General features: G+C 52.5%; 17 protein-coding genes, 1 pseudogene and 1 CRISPR repeat array. All 18 genes and pseudogenes read left to right on the plus strand.

The genetic code is table 11. The features are described from left to right. Positions 1 to 16: 16 nt before the first annotated feature. The 18 genes and pseudogenes from NQ491_RS07585 (at position 17) to NQ491_RS07670 (ending at position 19,020) form a co-directional block, all read left to right on the plus strand. Positions 17 to 253, plus strand: coding sequence for an acyl carrier protein (locus NQ491_RS07585; RefSeq protein WP_026089795.1), 237 nt, complete (start codon positions 17 to 19; stop codon positions 251 to 253). A gap of 51 nt (positions 254 to 304) precedes the next feature. Then, positions 305 to 1,552 carry a beta-ketoacyl-ACP synthase II gene (fabF, locus tag NQ491_RS07590; protein WP_026089794.1) on the plus strand — a complete coding sequence of 416 codons (1,248 nt, stop codon included), beginning with the start codon at positions 305 to 307 and terminating at the stop codon, positions 1,550 to 1,552. A gap of 5 nt (positions 1,553 to 1,557) precedes the next feature. Then, positions 1,558 to 2,322, plus strand: coding sequence for a ribonuclease III (rnc, locus tag NQ491_RS07595; protein ID WP_232423215.1), 765 nt, complete (start codon positions 1,558 to 1,560; stop codon positions 2,320 to 2,322). Positions 2,323 to 2,362: 40 nt separating this feature from the next. Beyond that, positions 2,363 to 3,049 carry a RadC family protein gene (gene radC, locus NQ491_RS07600; RefSeq protein ID WP_019246785.1) on the plus strand — a complete coding sequence of 229 codons (687 nt, stop codon included), beginning with the start codon at positions 2,363 to 2,365 and terminating at the stop codon, positions 3,047 to 3,049. Between the two features lie 376 nt (positions 3,050 to 3,425). Further along, a complete protein-coding gene (gene cas9, locus NQ491_RS07605; protein ID WP_034283368.1) occupies positions 3,426 to 7,100 on the plus strand; it encodes a type II CRISPR RNA-guided endonuclease Cas9 in 3,675 nt (1,224 codons plus the stop codon). Positions 7,101 to 7,102: 2 nt separating this feature from the next. Then, a complete protein-coding gene (cas1, locus tag NQ491_RS07610) occupies positions 7,103 to 7,990 on the plus strand; it encodes a type II CRISPR-associated endonuclease Cas1 (protein WP_019246783.1) in 888 nt (295 codons plus the stop codon). 5 nt (positions 7,991 to 7,995) lie between these two features. Then, positions 7,996 to 8,334, plus strand: coding sequence for a CRISPR-associated endonuclease Cas2 (gene cas2, locus NQ491_RS07615; RefSeq protein WP_026089793.1), 339 nt, complete (start codon positions 7,996 to 7,998; stop codon positions 8,332 to 8,334). A gap of 122 nt (positions 8,335 to 8,456) precedes the next feature. Next, positions 8,457 to 9,677: direct repeats of the CRISPR family, unit length 36 nt; unit sequence GTTGTGATTTGATGTAGAAATTGGATACTATACAAC. A gap of 274 nt (positions 9,678 to 9,951) precedes the next feature. After that, a complete protein-coding gene (locus NQ491_RS07620; RefSeq protein ID WP_019246781.1) occupies positions 9,952 to 11,289 on the plus strand; it encodes a site-specific integrase in 1,338 nt (445 codons plus the stop codon). A 100-nt stretch (positions 11,290 to 11,389) separates the two neighbouring features. Beyond that, entirely contained in the window at positions 11,390 to 12,850 is a 1,461-nt protein-coding gene (locus NQ491_RS07625; RefSeq protein ID WP_019246780.1) for an RNA-binding domain-containing protein, read from the plus strand. A gap of 87 nt (positions 12,851 to 12,937) precedes the next feature. Beyond that, on the plus strand, positions 12,938 to 13,855 hold the full coding sequence (locus NQ491_RS07630; RefSeq protein WP_019246779.1) for a DUF6043 family protein: 918 nt from the start codon (positions 12,938 to 12,940) through the stop codon (positions 13,853 to 13,855). 155 nt (positions 13,856 to 14,010) lie between these two features. Continuing rightward, a pseudogene (locus tag NQ491_RS07635) lies at positions 14,011 to 14,340 on the plus strand (helix-turn-helix transcriptional regulator). After that, the gene (locus NQ491_RS07640) at positions 14,330 to 15,553 is read left to right on the plus strand and encodes a primase-helicase family protein (RefSeq protein WP_147524767.1); all 1,224 of its coding nucleotides are present in this window, start codon (positions 14,330 to 14,332) and stop codon (positions 15,551 to 15,553) included. Before NQ491_RS07635 ends, NQ491_RS07640 begins: the two are co-directional and overlap by 11 nt. 183 nt (positions 15,554 to 15,736) lie before the next feature. Continuing rightward, positions 15,737 to 16,576, plus strand: coding sequence for a toprim domain-containing protein (locus tag NQ491_RS07645; RefSeq protein WP_019246776.1), 840 nt, complete (start codon positions 15,737 to 15,739; stop codon positions 16,574 to 16,576). 211 nt (positions 16,577 to 16,787) lie between these two features. Next, a complete protein-coding gene (locus NQ491_RS07650; RefSeq protein ID WP_019246775.1) occupies positions 16,788 to 16,961 on the plus strand; it encodes a hypothetical protein in 174 nt (57 codons plus the stop codon). Further along, positions 16,962 to 17,144: a plasmid mobilization relaxosome protein MobC gene (locus NQ491_RS07655; RefSeq protein ID WP_019246774.1), complete on the plus strand. Its 183-nt coding sequence runs from the start codon at positions 16,962 to 16,964 to the stop codon at positions 17,142 to 17,144. It begins immediately after the preceding gene. Then, a complete protein-coding gene (locus tag NQ491_RS07660) occupies positions 17,134 to 18,210 on the plus strand; it encodes a relaxase/mobilization nuclease domain-containing protein (RefSeq protein ID WP_026089792.1) in 1,077 nt (358 codons plus the stop codon). The genes NQ491_RS07655 and NQ491_RS07660 overlap by 11 nt, the downstream gene beginning before the upstream one ends. A gap of 3 nt (positions 18,211 to 18,213) precedes the next feature. Further along, on the plus strand, positions 18,214 to 18,726 hold the full coding sequence (locus NQ491_RS07665) for a hypothetical protein (protein WP_019246772.1): 513 nt from the start codon (positions 18,214 to 18,216) through the stop codon (positions 18,724 to 18,726). A gap of 93 nt (positions 18,727 to 18,819) precedes the next feature. Next, the gene (locus NQ491_RS07670) at positions 18,820 to 19,020 is read left to right on the plus strand and encodes a hypothetical protein (protein WP_019246771.1); all 201 of its coding nucleotides are present in this window, start codon (positions 18,820 to 18,822) and stop codon (positions 19,018 to 19,020) included. Positions 19,021 to 19,627 lie beyond the last annotated feature (607 nt).

Consider the following 19,627-nt stretch of genomic DNA (forward strand, 5'->3'; position numbering starts at 1 on the left):
TTAAACTATTGGTATTATGTCAGACGTTTCATCAAAAGTAGTGGACATCATCGTCGACAAGCTCGGCGTTGACGCTGCCGAAGTGGTTCCCGCCGCAAGCTTCACCAACGACCTCGGGGCCGACTCGCTCGACACCGTGGAGCTGATCATGGAGTTCGAGAAGGAATTCGAGATCTCGATTCCCGACGAAGACGCTGAGAAGATCACCACCGTAGGCGACGCAATCAACTACATCAGCGAGAAAAAGAAGTAATTTTTCAGGCCTTTGAAACAGGCGTTTGTCGAACGAATTGACCGAAGTTCTATGAAACAAAGAAGAGTTGTGGTAACGGGGATAGGCACCATCAACCCCTTAGGCAACAGCATTGAGGAATATTTCTCCAACCTTGAGAAAGGTGTGAGCGGAGCAGGACCCATTACTCATTTCGACCCTTCCAACTTCAAAACGAAATTCGCCTGCGAGCTCAAAGGCTACGACGCCGCCAGTTTCTTCGACCGCAAGGAGTTGCGCAAGTACGACCTGTACTCTCAGTATGCGCTCGTCGCTGCCGAACAGGCCGTCAAGGACTCGGGCGTCGATCTGGAGAAGATCGACCGCGATATGGTCGGAGTGATCTGGGGCTCCGGAATAGGTGGACTGGAAACGTTCTACCAAGAGGTAAAGAGCTATGTTGAGGGCGGCTTTATCCCTCGATATAGCCCTTTCTTCATTCCGAAGATGATCGCCGACCTGGCTGCCGGGCACATCTCGATGAAATACGGCTTCCGGGGTCCCAACTTCTGTACCGTTTCGGCCTGCTCGTCGTCGAACCATGCGATGATCGACTCGCTGAACTACATCCGCTGGGGCAAGGCGGACATGATCCTGACGGGAGGCTCCGAAGCCGCCATCAATCCTCCGGGAGTGGGCGGATTCAACTCCATGCAGGCTCTTTCGACCCGAAACGACGAGCCGCAGAAGGCCTCGCGCCCGTTCGATGCGGACCGTGACGGCTTCGTGATCGGGGAAGGCGCCGGAGCGTTGCTGCTCGAGGAATACGAGCATGCCGTAGCCCGCGGAGCCAAAATTTACGCCGAAGTGGCCGGCGGCGGCATGAGCGCCGACGCCTATCACCTGACCGCGCCCCATCCCGAAGGAGTCGGAGCGAAGAAATCGATGACCGACGCGATCAAGGACGCCGGCATCGCTCCCGACGACATCGACTATGTCAACACCCACGGCACGTCGACCCCGGTCGGCGATTTGGCCGAAGTGGCCGGCATCGTCGCTTCGTTCGGAGACCACGTATACGATATGAACATCAGCTCGACCAAGTCGATGACCGGACACCTGCTGGGCGCCGCAGGCGCGATCGAGGGTCTTGCCTGCATCATGGCGATCACGAAAGGGATCGTGCCTCCGACGATCAACGTCGAGAACCTCGATCCGAAGATAGACCCGAAGATCAACCTGACGCTGAACAAGGCGCAGAAGCGCGATGTGAAGTACGCGCTGAGCAACACGTTCGGCTTCGGCGGGCATAACTCGACGGTCGTATTCAAAAAAATCTGACGGACGTGCTCGACCGGATACGATTGTACTGGAAGCTGCATCACAGCAGGGACAAGGCGTATTACAAGGCACTGGACGGGATTTTCGGCGTCTGCCCGAATAATATAGAGCTTTATAAGCTGGCCTTGATTCACAGGTCAGCTTCTCTTTTTCTGGACGACGGCACGCCGATCAACAACGAGCGGCTCGAATTTCTGGGCGACGCCGTGCTCGAGTCGATCGTCTCGGACTATCTGTTCATCGAGTTTCCCGAGCAGAACGAGGGCTTTCTGACGAAGCTGCGGTCGCGCATCGTCAGCCGAGCGTCGCTGAACAAGCTGGCCGTCCGTATCGGGCTCGACCGGCACATTATCACGCAGGGCAACTACAGTTCCCAGCAGAAAAACCTCTACGGCGACGCGCTCGAAGCCATGGTCGGAGCGCTCTATCTGGACAAGGGGTACGATTTCACCAACAGATTGATAATAAACCATCTGTTGAATCGATATATCGATCTGGTCGATATGACCGAGCAGGAGACCGACTTCAAGAGCCGGCTGATCGAGTGGAGCCAGAAGAACAAGCGCGCCCTGTCGTTCGACACGGTGCCGAGCCCGCTCTATACACAGAAAATCCCGCACTTTCACACGAGCGTCTCGATCGACGGACAGCCGACCGGCACCGGCGAGGGACACAGCAAGAAAAGCTCCGAGCAAAAAGCCGCTCTGTCGGCTCTGATCCGGCTCCGCGAAACGGGCGAGCACGGCACGGCGGAGCATATCGAAGAGTAAATGCCCGCCGCAGGGCATCACGATCAAAGACCTGGTCATCATGGAAGATCACCCGCTTTCCGACAAACAGGTCCGGGAAAAGCTCATTGCCCGGGGAGCCTCCGCATTGACGGATACCGAACTACTGAGTATTCTGCTTCACGGCAGCGGTCCCGGCGGCCCGGCCACCGAGCTGGCCGGGCGCCTGCTCGACCGCTTCGAGGGCAGTTTGGCGCGAATGGGCCGGTGCAGTCTGGCAGAACTGCGCTCGGCCGAGAGTCTGGGCATTGCCCGGGCCGCCGTACTGTCCGCCGCGCTGGAACTGGGCCGCAGACTGAGAGCCGAGCAAAGCCGGTCGCTCGATCAGGTACAGACCGACCGCGACGTAATCGAGATGTTCCGTCCGCTGATCGCCGAGCTGCCTTACGAAGAATTCTGGGCCCTGTATCTCAACTCGTCGAACCGGGTGCTCGACCGTGTACGCATCAGTCAGGGCGGCGTATCGGCCACGGTCGTCGACCACCGGCTGATCGTCAAGCGGGCCGTCGAGAAGCTGGCCCACGCCGTGATCCTCGTGCACAATCACCCCTCGGGCAGCGAACTCCCGAGCGAGGAGGACCGCACGGTGACCGAGCGCGTCGCGCAAGCCGTCTCGCTGTTCGACATCGCGCTGCTCGACCATATCATCGTCACGTCCGGCCCCTGTTACAGTTTCCGCAACGAAGGCTTTTTCGACGATAGAGATTAGCCTCCTCTCGGAACATTTCCATCGAAATCGCTCAAAACGTCTTCCGGCACGGGATACCGTGCCGTTTTTTTTGATTTCTGTCGTTCCGTTTGTGCTCTCCGATTCGGCTTCCCGACCTCCTTCATCTCGTTCGGTTCCGGACAAGACCGGCCCTGTCCGATCCAATCCGCAGCCCGGCGGCCACGCTTAAATCCGCTCTTAAGAAACCAAACCCCGATCACAAAAAAGTCTCCACGGAGTACGCGGAGACATAGGTATAAAACCTTCGGCCTATAGCCTTATTGTGATAAGATGTAGAACTCTTACGTGTCAAATATACGAAAAAAATCTTGCGATTGCAAAATTTTATTTAATTTTACTACAAACAGACACCGATATGACAAAAATATTAGGATTGGACTTGGGAACCGCCTCGATCGGATGGGCTCTCGTAGAGCGGAACGACACGGAATATGCCTTGCTCGACCAAGGTGTAGACATCTTTCAGGAAGGCGTGGCACGCGAAAAGAACAGCGAGAAGCCCGCCGTGCAAGACCGAACCGCAGCCCGCGCCCTGCGCCGTCATTATGCCCGGCGACGATTGCGCAAGATCGATTTGCTCCGTGTGCTCGTTCGCCACGACCTCTGTCCTGCTCTGACCGACGAACAACTGAAAGATTGGAAACAGAAGAAAATCTATCCGCTGACGGACGAATTCATCCGCTGGCAACGAACGGACGACCGCACGGACAAGAATCCCTACCGCGACCGCTACAAGGCGCTGACCGAAACGCTCGACCTCGACACGCAAAGGGACCGTTACACGCTCGGCCGGGCCTTATATCATCTGGCGCAGCGGCGCGGATTCCTGAGCAATCGCAAGGATGCCGGCGACGAAAGCGAGAGCGGTAAGGTCCGGCAGAGCATCGAGGGCCTGACGGCCGACATGGAGAAGGCCGGATGCTCCTATCTGGGCGAATACTTTTACCGGCTTTACGCCCGAAAAGAGAAAATCCGTACGAAATACACCTCTCGCAACGAGCACTATCTGGCCGAATTTCGGGCCATCTGCGAAAAACAGCGGCTCGCCGACGATCTGAGGAAGGCATTGCACCGCGCCATTTTCTACCAACGGCCGCTGAAATCGCAGAAGGGATCGGTCGGCCGATGCACGTTCGAAAAGGACAAAAGCCGATGCCCGGCATCGCATCCGCGGTTCGAAGAGTTCCGGATGCTCTCCTTCGTCAACAACATCCGGATCACGACGCCCGACGACCCGGAACCTCGTCCGCTCTCGCGACAGGAAGCCGAAACGATCCTGCCGCTTTTCACGCGCAAAACCAAACCGCACTTCGATTTCGAGGAGATCGCCAAGAAGCTCGCCGGCAAAGGCCGATACGCCTGCCAAGGCGACCGCGGCGAGGCGCCCTATCGCTTCAACTTCGCGCGGACAGCCACCGTCACGGGATGTCCGGTCACAGCTTCCCTCATTGCGCTGTTCGGCGACGACTATCTGACGAAAATATGCGACCTGTATACGCTCGGGGCCGGCAAGACCCGAGAACAGATACTCGGCGACGTATGGCACGCGCTCTTCTCGTTCGACGACGAAGAACGGCTTAGCGCGTGGGCAAAGCAGAAACTGCGCCTCTCCGACGACGAGGCCGGACGCTTCGCCGCCATCCGCCTGCCGCAGGACTATGCCGCGCTGAGCCTCCATGCCATTAACAAGATTCTGCCCTACCTGCGTGAAGGTTATCGCTATGACGAGGCGGTTTTCGTCGCCAACCTCAAGGCGGTGCTGCCTCCGGACATCTACTCCGACGAATCGGAACGAAACGCTATCGAAGCCGACATCGCCGCGCTGATAACCGATTTCCGACAGAATCCGCTGAACAGGGGAACGACCAAGGAGCAATGCGTCCGCGACTATCTGCGCAACTGCCGGGGCATCGACGAAAAACGCCTCGGGCGCCTCTATCATCCGTCGATGATCGAAATCTATCAGACGGCGCAGCCCGATGCGCAGGGCATCCTGCAACTGGGCTCGCCCCGAACGCCGGCAGTACGCAATCCGATGGCGATGCGGGCATTGTTCCGCTTGAGGGTCTTGGTCAACCGGTTGCTGCGCGACGGGAAAATCGATCGCGAAACGAAGATTCACATCGAGTTCGCCCGAGGACTCAACGATGCCAACCGCCGCAAGGCTATCGAGCTGTACCAGCGCGACCGCGAGGCCGAACGCAAAGCGTACGCCGACGAAATCCGCCGGCAATACGCCTCGGAATCGGGCCGGGAGATCGAACCCACCGACGACGACATCCTGAAGTACCGTCTGTGGAAGGAGCAGAACCACATTTGCCCCTACACGGGCAAACGGATCGGCCTGTCCGACTTCATGGGCGATTCCGCGCGTTTCGATATCGAGCATACCGTCCCCCGAGCGAGGGGAGGCGACAACTCGCAAATGAACAAGACCCTCTGCGAGAACCGCTTCAACCGCGAACTCAAGCGCGACAAGCTTCCGTCCGAACTCCCGAATCACGCCGACGTCATGGCAAGGATCGACGAACTCGGGTGGCCGAAGGAAATCGCCAGCTTGCAAAAACAGATCGAAATACAGAGGCGCAAGAGCAAAAGCGCTACGACCAAATCGGAAAAGGACGGAGCCATACAGCGCCGCCACGTCCTGCAGATGCGACTCGACTACTGGCGCGGCAAGTACGAGCGCTTCACGATGACGGAAGTTCCCGACGGGTTCAGCAACCGGCAGGGGGTCGATATCGGCATCATCGGCAAGTACGCGCGACTCTATCTGAAGACGGTCTTCGAGCGAATCTATACGGTCAAAGGCACCACCACGGCCGAATTCCGCCGGATGTGGGGATTGCAGGAGGAATATGCCCGGAAAGAGCGCGTGAACCATACGCATCACTGCCTCGACGCGATCGTCATCGCCTGCATCGGCCGCAACGAATACGACCGTTGGGCGCAGTACGCGGGCGACGAAGAGCGTTACAGACGGGGCGAAGGAGCGAAACCCCGCTTCGAAAAGCCGTGGCCGACTTTTACCGAAGACCTCGAGGCCGTCGCCGACAGGCTTCTCGTCGCGCATCATACGCCCGACAATATGCCCAAGCAGAGTCGCAAGCGGCTGCGCATCCGGGGCAGGATACGGACCGGCAGGAACGGCGAGACGCTCTATGCGCAGGGCGATACGGCCCGGGGAGCCTTGCATCAGCAGACCTTTTACGGAGCCATCGAGCGTCAAGGAGAGGTGAGATACGTCGTGCGCAAACCGTTGGGGCAGCTTCAGCCGTCCGACGTGGATAATATCGTCGACGACGCAGTGCGGCAAAAGGTCAAGGAAGCGATCGACGCGGTCGGTTTCAAGACGGCCATGGACACGGAGAGCCATCCGATCTGGATGAACGAGCAGAAGCGGGTGCCGATCCGCAAGGTGCGGATATTCGTGGGCAAAAATATATCTCCCAAACCCTTGGGCGGAAAGAAGCACCGGGACCTGTCCGCCCTTCCGCACAAAAGACCGGTTTACGTATCGTACGGCAGCAACTATTGTATGGCCATATACGAAGGAAAAGACAATCAAGGAAAGCTCAAGCGGACCTTCGAAATCGTCAGCACGCTGGAAGCGGCGCAGTATTTCAAGGCGAGCGCGGACAAGGCGGCGCGACCCGATCTCGTCCCGCAATCGGACGAGAAGGGCTTTCCGCTGAAGTGCATTCTGAAAACCGGAACCATGGTGCTTTTCTATGAAGAAACGCCCGAGGAGCTGTACGACTGCACGCAACAAGAGTTGGCTAAAAGACTGTACAAGCTGACGAAATTCAGTTCTATGACCACCGGCAACAACTCTTACGGCTTATGCACCTTCAGACACCATCGGGAAGCCCGTCCTGCGGGGGAGTTGAAGCCCAAAGGCGGAGCATGGAAAGCCGGAGAGGCATACCGCCCCCTCATCAGCTTATACCATACCCAACTCAACGCTTATGTCGAAGGCTTCGACTTCGAGCTGAGCGTTACGGGAACCGTTCGATTCAAACACGAATAGCCATGCTCAAGCGCACGCTTTTTTTCGCCACGCCCTTCTGCCTGAGTCTGCGAGACAATCAGTTGGTTATCGCGACGAAAGAGGCTCCCGATCTCCGGAAAAGCGTTCCGATCGAGGACATCGGCGTCGTCGTGCTCGAGCACCGGCAAACGACCGTCACGCTCCCGCTGCTGAACGCCCTGTCGGATCGCAACGTAGCCGTCGTCTTTTGCGACGGCAACCGGATGCCCAACGCCATGCTGATGAATCTCGACTCCAACCGAACGCAGGGCGAGAGCTACCGGGCGCAGATCGAGGCGAGCGAGCCGCTGAAAAAGAACCTGTGGAAGCAGATCGTCGAAGCGAAAATCCGCAATCAGGCCGCCCTGCTGCGCAAACTGGGCAAGGACGGAGACAAACTGAAGCCTTATTACCGAAACGTCAAGAGCGGCGATGCGGACAATCGCGAAGGAGCCGCCGCCAGAATATACTGGTCGGAGCTTTTCGGCAGGGAGTTCGTCCGTATTCGCGAGGGCGCGGAGCCGAACAACCTGCTGAATTACGGCTATACGATCCTGCGCGCGGCCGTAGCCCGCTCGCTGATGGGCTCGGGTCTGTTCCCTGCGTTCGGCATTTTCCACCGGAACCGCTACAACGCCTTTCCGCTGGCCGACGACGTTATGGAACCCTATCGCCCTTACGTCGACGAGCTGGTCTGCCGGCTGTATCTCGAGAATAAAACGCAGTTGACGCAAGCGGTCAAGGGCGAGCTGCTGAGCCTGCTGTATGCCGATACGCGATTCGAAAAGGTATTGCGGCCTCTCGACGTGGGGTTGACCTTCACCTCGGCATCGCTGGCGCAATGTTTCACGGGAATGCGGAAAAAGATCGCGTTTCCTCTACTGGAGTAAAAAAGATGTCTGAATTACGCCTGAACGCCTATCGTATCATGTGGCTATTCGTATTTTTCGACCTGCCGACCCATACCAAAACCGAACGGCGCCACGCGGCCCAGTTTCGCAAGGCATTGGAAAAGGACGGCTTCGCGATGATGCAATACTCGGTCTACGTCCGGCACTGCGTCTCCAAGGAAAATATGGAGGTCCATATCCGGCGGGTCCGCAAATCGATGCCGCCTTCCGGAATGACGAGCATCCTGAGCGTAACGGACAAACAATACGGCGAAATTTTGAATTTCTGGGGCAAAGTCGAACGCGCCGGTCCCGAAATACCTCAACAACTGGAATTTTTTTGATATATTTGTTTTGCAGAACGGAAAAACTGCATCGAATCGACTTCCTCAGTTCGCCGAACATCGCTTTTTTCGCGGTACATACGAATGTAATACCCTTATAATCAATAAGTGTAGTACCTGAGGTTGTGATTTGATGTAGAAATTGGATACTATACAACGGTGAACCGCTTGAATACATGGCGTTTAATGTTGTGATTTGATGTAGAAATTGGATACTATACAACCTACGGAGATTTTGTAAATGAAAGAACGATGTTGTGATTTGATGTAGAAATTGGATACTATACAACGATATGAGGTTTTTTCCTATCGTCAGGACAGTTGTGATTTGATGTAGAAATTGGATACTATACAACCCAAAAAAAACTAGTTATGAAAGTCTATCGTTGTGATTTGATGTAGAAATTGGATACTATACAACGCAGCAACAAATCGAGCCCAACAGGCGTGGCGTTGTGATTTGATGTAGAAATTGGATACTATACAACATTTAAAGCCGTAGACTCATTATGATTTAGTTGTGATTTGATGTAGAAATTGGATACTATACAACTATGGACCGATAAAAGCAAAGAAGATGTGGGTTGTGATTTGATGTAGAAATTGGATACTATACAACACCCAGTCCTAAATTGAAAAATGGAGTGATGTTGTGATTTGATGTAGAAATTGGATACTATACAACACGAGGATCGATACGATGAATGATTTCCAGTTGTGATTTGATGTAGAAATTGGATACTATACAACGGGGAACCGTTAGAGTATATGGCCTTCAATGTTGTGATTTGATGTAGAAATTGGATACTATACAACGCGTGGACAGAATACACTACTACGGTCAACGTTGTGATTTGATGTAGAAATTGGATACTATACAACACTAAAAATCAAAGCCATGAAAATCTATCGTTGTGATTTGATGTAGAAATTGGATACTATACAACGCCGGGCGACGGCGATGCTTCCGCAGATCGGTTGTGATTTGATGTAGAAATTGGATACTATACAACTGTTGCTTATTTACGATAAGGCAGATGCTTGTTGTGATTTGATGTAGAAATTGGATACTATACAACGTATTCCTGCGCGTTTGTCGAACGGAGAGTGTTGTGATTTGATGTAGAAATTGGATACTATACAACGCGAGTATGGTATTATGATGTCGATTGCTTGTTGTGATTTGATGTAGAAATTGGATACTATACAACTGTGCACCGATTTGCAAAGTCTGTCGGCGAGTTGTGATTTGATGTAGAAATTGGATACTATACAACTTCGGGAGGCAAAATGATTCTCGGCGATTTGTTGTGATTTGATGTAGAAATTGAATACTATACAACGGCAACTTAAGTATTTTAACCCGATTGCCGAGCACTAGTACGATATGGAATAACCGCAGCATCGGACCGGAGCCGGGGTCGAAGATAGTAAATGCTTTTAACTCTCATTAAATTCAATCATCGCGACAATTATTTATAATAATTTAAATTACAGGTATTTATGTTACATTCAGGGTTCGATCCCGTTTAAGGGTACTCAAATAAGTTCGGGATGATTGGGAACAATTTGGGAACAATTTATATATTTGCAGCAGAGCCTAAATCATATTGAAAAATGAAAGTTTCTGCATTTATAAGAAAGACGGTGGCCAAAAACGACACCACTACACGGGCAACTATTTACTTTCGTCTGCGAGGAGACGGCAAGGATATAAAAGCCGCCAGCGAGTTGACGATAAATCCCAACCATTGGAGTCCCGAAAAACAAGGCTACAAAGATCGCATCGCACTGATTTCCGACGACGAAAAACAAAAATTGCGTACTGATATTCAAAACATCGTCTCCCTTATAACGCAGGAGTATACGACGGAAGCGAACGCCGAATGGTTACAGGAGACTATCGACCGTTATCATCATCCCGAACGCTACAAAACGCCTGAGCAGATCGCCGCAGAATCGAAACCGGATTTCCATCAACTGCTCGACGAATTTTTGTTGAAACACAAAGTTTCGGAGGTTCGAAAAAAGAATTTCCGCGTTATTCGCCGAGCCATCCTGCGGTATGAACTTTACGTTCGGGAAACGAGGCGGGGACAAAAGAACTTTTCGCTGGAGATCGACCAAATCACATCCGATACGCTTCGGGATATGTGGGATTTTTTCGAGAACGAGCACCGATATTACGAATTGTATCCTTTCATCTACGAGCAAATACCCGAAAAGCGTATCCCTAAACCGCGCGGGAGAAACACTCTGCTCGACTGCTTCGGACGCATTCGCACATTCTTCAATTGGTGCTACGATAACAAAAAGACTAAAAATCGACCCTTCGATGATTTCAAATTGGAGGAGTGCACTTATGGCACACCGATATATATTACGCTCGAAGAACGAGACAGACTTTATGAAAAAGACCTGTCTTCCTACCCGCAGGTGGAGATACAGCGGGATATTTTCGTATTCCAAAGCCTGATCGGATGCCGTATCGGAGACCTTTATTGCATGACGCGGGAGAGCGTCATCGATGGAGTGATCGAGTACATCCCGCGCAAGACTAAAGAGGGCAATCCCGTAACGGTACGTGTTCCGCTGAACGACAAGGCGAGAGCCATTCTGAACAAATACCATGATTATACGGGACAAGGATTGTTACCGTTCATTTCGGAACAGAAATACAACGATGCTATCAAACGGGCGTTCAAACTGGCGGGGATAGATCGAGTCGTAACCATATTGGACCCGTTGACCGGCAATGAAACAAAAAAGCCGCTGTACGAAGTCGCCAGCAGCCACATGGCCCGACGTACTTTTATCGGCAACATTTACAAAAAAGTCAAGGACCCGAATCTCGTCGGAGCATTGAGCGGCCACAAAGAGGGCAGCAAAGCATTCGCACGCTATCGAGCCATCGACGATGAAATGAAAAAAGAGTTAGTCGATCTGATCGGGTAAGTGCCTGTCGGTCGCCGCAATATAAAATAACAATATTTTCATACATTTGTTCACACTAACCAAGAAACAGGTTGCGTCGAAAGCTCAATACAGATAGTATATGATAACCAAAGAACAACTTCGAAAGATTCTTGCCAATCCGGAAGGTTACGATATAGAAATGACCACCTCTACGACCAACACGGATAAATTCTGTCAGGCAATATGTGCCTTTTCCAATGACCTGCCCGGCAGCGGCAAGAACGGTTATTTGATTTTGGGAGCCAAAGACGACGGAAGCCTATCGGGATTGAAAGTCGATGACGCATTGATGCTTAAAATGACGAATATCCGCACGGACGGCAATATTCTTCCTCAGCCGGTTATGACTGTGGAACGATTCGTTTTGGAGGAGGGAGAATTACTCGTCGTAGAAGTCAGGCCGTCCGAATTTCCCCCGGTGCGATACAGAGGACGAATATGGGTACGGGTGGGACCTCGCAAAAGTATCGCATCGGAAGCCGAAGAAAAGATACTGACTGAACGCAGACTTTCCGGCATCCGTACATTCGATGCCATGCCATGTATAGGGACAACGCTCACGGACATCGATACCGACCTTATACAACGCGATTTTCTTCCCAAAGCCATTGCCGGAGACATTCTTGCCGAAGATAAACGACCGCTTCAGGAACAACTCGCATCGCTCGGTTTATACGATCTGCGTTACGATTGTCCCACCAACGGTTGCATAATTCTTTTCGGGAAAAACCCCGGCAGGTATTTGCCGGGCGCTTATGTGCAGTACGTTCGTTTCAAAGGAACGGACCGTGCGGGCGATATAATCAATGAACATAAGTTCGGAGGGAATCTTTGCCGGGAATTGGTCAGAATAGATGCTTTCATCGAAACGAGCATTTCACAGAAACGGCCTTTGCCGGTTAGTGTACTGCGAGAAGAAACCGTGGTCAATTATCCGTATTGGGCGACACGCGAATTGTTGATGAATTCGCTAATGCACCGAGACTATGAGACCAACGCGCCGGTACAATTCTATGAATACGACGACCGCATCGAGGTTCAGAATCCCGGTGGGTTATACGGCAAAGTCAGCCGGGAGAATTTCCCCAATGTGAGCGACTATCGCAATCCGTTCATTGCAGAGGCAATGAAAATTCTCGGATATGTAAACCGTTTCAGTCGAGGAATTTACAGGGTGCAACGGGAGTTAGAGGAAAACGGCAATGGTTTGGCTGAGTTCGATTTCTCTTTGTTTACGGTATTCCGGGTTACAGAGAAAGTATCCGGGCGCTATTTCGATGCGGGGTTTGGAGCGGGAGCCACCCAGAAAACACCCAGAAAACACCCAGAAAACACCCAGAAAACACCCAGAAAAATCGGAAAGGCCATTGTCAATGCTATCCGAGAGAATCCATACATTACTCGCAAAGAGTTGGAGGAATTACTTTCTCGTACACCGGACAGCATAAAATACCATTTGTCCCGGCTGACCGAGCAAGGCTTCGTCAAACGCGAAGGTCCGGATAGAGGTGGGCGATGGATCGTCCTGAAGGAGTATTGAATTGCGAACGCTTTGCGCACGTAAGTGGAGTGAGGTTTTTAATTTCTTTGACAACAACGAAGAATGCACATAAATCTATAACGCGTGATGGGGCAACGGGAATACGATGACTTCAAACGACGCTTACGGAAGTGGATGGAGAGCCACCCGGCAGATTACGAGCGGTTCGAGAATATGATGATTGCGAAAGACGATGCTGGCTATCGGTTGGTTTTGCAACAAGCTACGATGCTCATCCCTCAGTTCCGGAAAGCGTTGCGACAGAAAGCCGGCGAAGGATTGTACGAGCATATCGACGAAATCGAACGCTTGTGCGGAGAGCACGCGTTGGCCGAAAAATTGATACGGGAATTCGACAATGCCGACCGGGCAACACTCGTTCCGGCCATGCTCTGCTGGCTTTATTTCGGGCCGAGCTTCGAGCGGATGATAGAGCGCGGTGAAGAATTGCGTCGTTTACCGGGTATGGGATACCTCCAAAAAATGATGATCGCCGCGACGATCAAGTTACTGATAAGTCGTTCGATTCAATTGGGGTTACGGACCAAACAAGACTGGATTGCACACCGCGAAGCCATGCGTTTGGCAGAAAGCGATCATGTACTGGAATGGGCTATGAAAGAAGAATCGACGGCCGCTGCTTTCATCGACAAGAAAAAGCCCGGACGGCCGAGTACGGCCATGCCGCTGCGGGAAATGTTTTCATCCGCCGTAACCGATTCCGATTCATTGATAGAGAAAATTTCCGGCGCACTTACCGTAAAACATTCCCAAACGGACATTGCCCGACTAAAAATCGCGCTCGACGAATTGAATTTTCTCGTTTCGCCCGTTACCGTTAAATCTTTTCGGGACGCATTGCATCGACAGTTCGCTCCCGGCATCCACATTGTCCATGAACGGGGAGTACAGGAGGCTTACAGTCGGCTGACCGATCCGTTGTCAGCTTCGACAAAAGAGGAAAGTTGGAAGTTACAAGAATTGAAGAAAATGTTATCACGGTAACACTCGTTAAATTCGTTAAATATTACCGCGAATTATCCGCTTAAACGCCAGAAATTCAGGTTGTATTTTCGTGCCGTCGTCCCGATATTCGAGGCGGCGGTTTTACTTTCTATCCGCAGGAAAGCAGAACCGAACGATGAGCGGATAAAATATTTATGAAAGATTTAATGTCGATTCTCCGCGATGCAGCGGGAAGCATCAAGTTGGAGATCAATGGCGCGGATCTGATGGAATTCTCGAACGAGTTGATAAATCGCGCCAAAAACGAACTTTCGGCAGAAATTGCCGAAGCCCGTCAGGAACGTTATCTGACTAAAGAAGAAGTAAAACAGATTTGTGAAGTGTGTGACACCACCCTTTGGCACTGAAATAAAAAAGGCTATCTGAAAACCGTAAAGATAGGCAACAAAGTGCGTTATCGCATGTCCGACATCCGTCGGATTCTGGATAATGGAAAAAGGGAGGGAGGCCGCGATGACCGCTAACGAAGAAACACCGTACCTGCGCGTGGGAACCGCGATTCTCAAACGCGCGAGGATGCCTCTGAGTAACGGTCGGTGTATCGAAACACTCATCCCGTGGAACGTAGAGACGCTTCGGCAGGACTACGGCAAGGACTACTTGGCTCGCATCCCCAAATACGACGGTTTCTGCACGATCCCCAGCCACACCGATTACCGGCGTGAAATCCACGGCTTCCTGAACCGTTACGAGCCGATCTCGACCGTCCCCGCCGAGGAGGAATTTCCCCATATTCGGGCATTTCTGGCCCATATTTTCGACGAACAGATCGAGCTGGGGCTCGACTACCTGCAACTGCTTTACCTACGTCCTTTGCAGAGGCTCCCGATCCTGCTGCTCGTATCGAACGAGCGCAATACGGGCAAAACCACCTTTCTCAATTTCCTCAAGTCGATTTTCGAGGGCAACGTCACGTTCAATACCAACGAGGACTTCCGCTCCCAGTTCAACGACGATTGGGCGGGGAAACTGCTGGTCTGCGTGGACGAAGTGCTGCTCAATCGCCGCGAAGATTCCGAACGAATCAAGAATCTATCCACGGCCCGAAGTTACAAGGCCGAGGCGAAAGGACGCGACCGCCGAGAAATCGAGTTTTTCGCCAAGTTCGTGCTTTGTTCCAATAACGAAACCAATCCCGTACTCATCGACGCGGGCGAAACTCGTTATTGGGTACGGCGCGTACCGCCATTGTCAGCCGAAAACCAAAACCTGCTCTGCGACATGCGCCGCGAACTGCCGGGGTTTCTCTTCTTTCTACGGCATCGCAAGCTATCCACGAGCGAAGAGAGCCGCATGTGGTTCGCGCCCCGCCTGCTCTCAACCGAAGCGCTGCGACGGATCATCCATTACAACCGGAGTAAAACCGAGGCCGAAATGCTCGCGATTATCCGCGACATCATGGAGGCCGAACGTTTTACTGCGTACCGCTTCGACGTGGACGACATGGTCAACATGTTGGAGATACGGGGTATCCGGACCGATCATCCCGCCGTGCGACGCATCCTTGTGGAGAACTGGCGGCTGGCGCCTTCCCCGCCGACTTATTACGCCCGCTATACCATCGCCTATAACGGAGAGGTAACGAGACAGGAAAGCAAGACGGCACGTTTCTACACCCTCACGCGAGACAAACTCGACGAACTGATGAAATGCGGGACGGAAAACGTAAGAATGTAAGACATAAAACATTATTCACTTACTTACAATAACTTACATATCTTACAAAATTTCTCACAGCATCCTACGAACTCTTACGGACCGACAAGCAAAAGCGTCCGTAAGAAATTCGTAAGACCCCTAACTTTTTCTTTCGCTGTACCATACGGCAATTTTCCAACAATCCTACAAGAATTCGACACCATGACCTACGACGAAATAAAACGTATCAGCATCCGGGCCTATCTCGCGGCACGGGGGATCGTCCCTCAGCGGGAACAGGGCAACCGCGGCATGTACCTCTCGCCGCTGCGCAAGGAGCGCACTGCCAGTTTCAGCGTCAGCTACGACAAGAACCTCTGGCACGACTTCGGGACGGGCGAGGGCGGCTCGATCATCGACCTCGTGGCCCGTATGGAAAACTGTTCCGTCACCGAGGCCGCACGGCGGCTGACGACAGGCAACCACAGCACGGCCGTGTCCCGGCCTGACGAACCGCAACGGTCCGAAGTACCGCAGTCGCCCCGCCTCGTCGTCTGCTCCGACCGCGAGCTGCTCCATCCGGCATTGCTCGGCTATCTCTCGGAACGCGGTATAGACCTCGCCATCGCCCGGACCTACTGCCGCGAGGTGCGTTATGCAATCGGCAACAAGCACTATTTCGCCATCGGCTTCCGCAACGACGCCGGAGGTTGGGAGTTGCGCAACGCGCGATTCAAAGGCGCCAGCACGCCCAAACACATTACATCCATCGACAACGGCAGCCATACGGCGATCCTATTCGAGGGCTTCATGGATTTTCTTTCTTATCTTTCGCTCAAGAAGGCTCCGCACCCTTCGGTTGATTCCCTCGTCTTGAACTCCGTCGTCAATCTGCCCAAAGCCCTGCCGTTCCTTGCACAGCACAAATTCGTCCATGCCTTCCTCGACAACGACGAAACCGGCCGCAAGGCATTGTCCCGTCTGGCCGATGTTTTGCCGGCGTCCGAAGTGATCGACCGATCCGGTTTTTACCGCCCTCACAAAGACCTGAACGACTACTGAAGGGAGAAGCAGAAACGTGCCGACGAGGTCCGGAACGCTCTGCAGACTCCGGCGAAAAAGAAAGGTCCCAGTCACAGGCTTTAGGCCGTATCGGGCCCGTGATGGCTTCGCTTTAGAAGGGAGGCAAGTTTGTGTTTTTGTAAACAAAAACCGCCTCTCTCCCGTCGGCCGACACGTGATCCCGTTGGTCTTAACCTTAAAACTATTTACGATGAAAAGAGAATTTAACCGGGGCGGACGCCCGAAAATCGGCGAAGGCCGAAAGCAGAAATACATCGTTTGCACAAGACTCGATACCGCACACTACCTGCGACTCAGAATGCTCGTCCGAACATCCGGACACTCGCCGGCCGAAGTCGTCCGGCAGTTGATCGAGCTCGGCTGAGTGAAGGAGCGGATGCGGCGCGAGCATCTCGACTGTATGGCCCAACTCAAAGGCATCGCCCGCAACCTGAACCGACTGACCAAACTGGCCCACGCCGGAGGTTTCGCCTCGGTCGTCCTTTCGCACGGCCCTATCGTTTCTGAGATCGAGGACATCCTAATACGGCTGCGTCATGATCGGTAAAACCATATCCTGTTCCTCTTTCGCCGGGACGGTCGGTTATGTTATAAAAAAAGACCAGTCACGGATTTTGGCCGCCGAGGGTATCGCCCCGCCCGAAGTCCGCGACATGGTGCGGGACTTCAAGGACCAGACGCTGCTCAACCCCCGGATTAAAAACCCGGTCGGACATATCTCGCTGTCCTTCTCCCCGAAGGATGCGGGAAAGCTCTCCGACGAGAAAATGACGGAAATCGCCGAAGAATACATGGAGCGCATGGGTATTCGGGACACACAGTTTCTGCTGGTGCGGCATTTGGATCGGGAGCACCCGCATTGCCATCTGGTTTACAATCGTGTCGGCAACAACGGGCAAACGATTTCGGATCGGAACATCAAGATCAGAAACGGAAAAGTCTGCAAGGAACTGACCGCCAAGCACGGCCTTTACTACGCCGCAGGCAAGGAGCAGGTAAACCGCGACCGGCTGCGGGAGCCCGACAAAACGAAGTATGAAATATACGATGCGATCCGAGATAGTTTGCCCGGCTGTTCGTCTTGGAGCGATCTGGAAGCCCGGTTGCAGGAGCGAGGCATTACGACCCGTTACAAATACTGTGGCCATACCGACCGCAAGCAGGGCGTACTGTTCTCGAAAAACGGTTTGACGTTCGCCGGGTCGAAGATCGACAGAGCGTGCGGGTTTCCGAATCTGAACCGCCACTTCGAACAGTCGCAGCGTGTCCGTCCACCGGTCGAACAACCCCGGTATTCCGCGCAATCGATCGGGCATCTCGGCGTCGTGGCCGACAGGTATCGTTCGGTGTTCTCCGGTTTGTTCGAAAGCTGCGGCACCCCAATCGACTCGGTCGATCTGAGCATGTTCGGCGTAAAAGGCAGTTTGTCGCTCCCGCCGTCCGATTTCGGCGGGAGCATCGCCCCGGAATCGATGCAGCGACGTAGCGGCGAATCGCATGAAGAACACATCGCCCGTGTGACCGCCCTGATCCGAGCTGCAACCGAAGCCATGCTGATTGCCCGGATGGAACGAAAAAGGAAACAGAGGAATCTTAAACTTAAAATCCGATAAACGATGAAAAACGACATCACCGTCGAACAGGTCTACGGCATGTTCGAAGAACTGAAAGAAACGATAGAAAAGCGCCCGAATGCACAAACGAATGCCGGTGCAACCGGCAGCAACGATGCGATCATCCGAAAATTGGAAGAAAACACGGTGACGATAGATCGTCATGCCGAACAGGTAACGGCTCTTGTCAATCGTTTGGGGCAGATCGACTTTCAGCCCAACATCAGCGTACAGCCACCCGATATGGAAGACATCAACGACGCTTTCGAGCAAATCAAGGTGAATTATTCGGCGATGGCCGGGAACCTAAAACAAATCCGCACTGAAGTCAAAACGGCCTTGAGCGGCGAGAAGATCGAACGCACCGCACAAAAGATTGTCTCCGAGGACGTCAATCGCTACAAAGCGATGCTCGACGGGCACTGGCACAACATCTATCGTTTGTTGGAGCATCTTGAGAAAAGAATACCTTGGAATTACGATATCGATAAACGGCTGGTAAAAGGATGCGTTTGACTGGCGCTCTTGTTCGGACTCTCGGCTACCGGGTTCGTGTGGCAATGGAGAGCCAACGACCGGTATCGTGAGAATGATCTGAAATTTCGATATATGCGGGCAATCTGGCATGGAGAAGTCCCGTTGATCGAAGACCTCGACAGCGTTTTCGAGCGACAACAAGAGGACAAAATCGACCACATCCGACAGACGATTCGGGAATATGAAAAAGAGATCGAAAAGCGAGGCTCAGAAATCGTCGACAGAGAACGGATGCAGAAGGAACGGGCGAATGCAAAAAAGAAAAATAAATAATCCGGAATAAAAGGGACTGGCCAGAATTTTGTGTAAAGGCATGAAAGAACGGTACCTCACGGGAGAAGAGATATGCGCCTACCTGCATTATCTCGGCCCTGCATATTGCAGAACCTACGGGACACACGACAGATACCTTTCACTGTTATCGGTGGACGCAACACCATCTATCCCGAATCCGGCATCCGCGAAACCCTCCTCAACAATATGCGCCATGTTGAAAAACCGTTTTAATGCGGACAGATTATTTACCATTGAAGATTCTATTTGAACTATTCGAAATTTTCGAATAGTTCAAATAGAAAGTATAAAAACAACCTGACATAACAAACTGAAAATATAAAACAATCCCCGGCCGTCGTATCATAGGCTGGGGATTGCTTTAAACGAACTAACCCTTTTTTGTCTGTATTCGGGCAAATAATTCTGCCATGTACATTTCCTGAATATAGAATCATATATTAAATACGACCCATTATTCAAGTATCAAAAATGGTTTGTAACCAATGATCAGTACGGTATTGCCGGTATATCTCGGAAGGAATTTCCCGATAAGGTAACTTTAGGAATTCCGGTGGAATAATAGGTTTTTCCCGATCTATAACCA

It is taken from the genome of Alistipes ihumii AP11 (assembly GCF_025144665.1).
Lineage (GTDB): Bacteria > Bacteroidota > Bacteroidia > Bacteroidales > Rikenellaceae > Alistipes_A > Alistipes_A ihumii.

Bases quoted from the DNA above. Each gene is read 5' to 3' on its own strand.
- NQ491_RS07650 (WP_019246775.1), top strand. From the start codon at position 16,788: ATGAAAAGAGAATTTAACCGGGGCGGACGCCCGAAAATCGGCGAAGGC.
- NQ491_RS07640 (WP_147524767.1), top strand. From the start codon at position 14,330: ATGACCGCTAACGAAGAAACACCGTACCTGCGCGTGGGAACCGCGATT.
- fabF (WP_026089794.1), top strand. From the start codon at position 305: ATGAAACAAAGAAGAGTTGTGGTAACGGGGATAGGCACCATCAACCCC.
- radC (WP_019246785.1), top strand. From the start codon at position 2,363: ATGGAAGATCACCCGCTTTCCGACAAACAGGTCCGGGAAAAGCTCATT.
- cas2 (WP_026089793.1), top strand. From the start codon at position 7,996: ATGTCTGAATTACGCCTGAACGCCTATCGTATCATGTGGCTATTCGTA.
- cas1 (WP_019246783.1), top strand. From the start codon at position 7,103: ATGCTCAAGCGCACGCTTTTTTTCGCCACGCCCTTCTGCCTGAGTCTG.
- NQ491_RS07645 (WP_019246776.1), top strand. From the start codon at position 15,737: ATGACCTACGACGAAATAAAACGTATCAGCATCCGGGCCTATCTCGCG.
- NQ491_RS07585 (WP_026089795.1), top strand. From the start codon at position 17: ATGTCAGACGTTTCATCAAAAGTAGTGGACATCATCGTCGACAAGCTC.
- NQ491_RS07660 (WP_026089792.1), top strand. From the start codon at position 17,134: ATGATCGGTAAAACCATATCCTGTTCCTCTTTCGCCGGGACGGTCGGT.
- NQ491_RS07665 (WP_019246772.1), top strand. From the start codon at position 18,214: ATGAAAAACGACATCACCGTCGAACAGGTCTACGGCATGTTCGAAGAA.
- NQ491_RS07670 (WP_019246771.1), top strand. From the start codon at position 18,820: ATGCGGGCAATCTGGCATGGAGAAGTCCCGTTGATCGAAGACCTCGAC.
- NQ491_RS07625 (WP_019246780.1), top strand. From the start codon at position 11,390: ATGATAACCAAAGAACAACTTCGAAAGATTCTTGCCAATCCGGAAGGT.
- cas9 (WP_034283368.1), top strand. From the start codon at position 3,426: ATGACAAAAATATTAGGATTGGACTTGGGAACCGCCTCGATCGGATGG.
- NQ491_RS07620 (WP_019246781.1), top strand. From the start codon at position 9,952: ATGAAAGTTTCTGCATTTATAAGAAAGACGGTGGCCAAAAACGACACC.
- NQ491_RS07630 (WP_019246779.1), top strand. From the start codon at position 12,938: ATGGGGCAACGGGAATACGATGACTTCAAACGACGCTTACGGAAGTGG.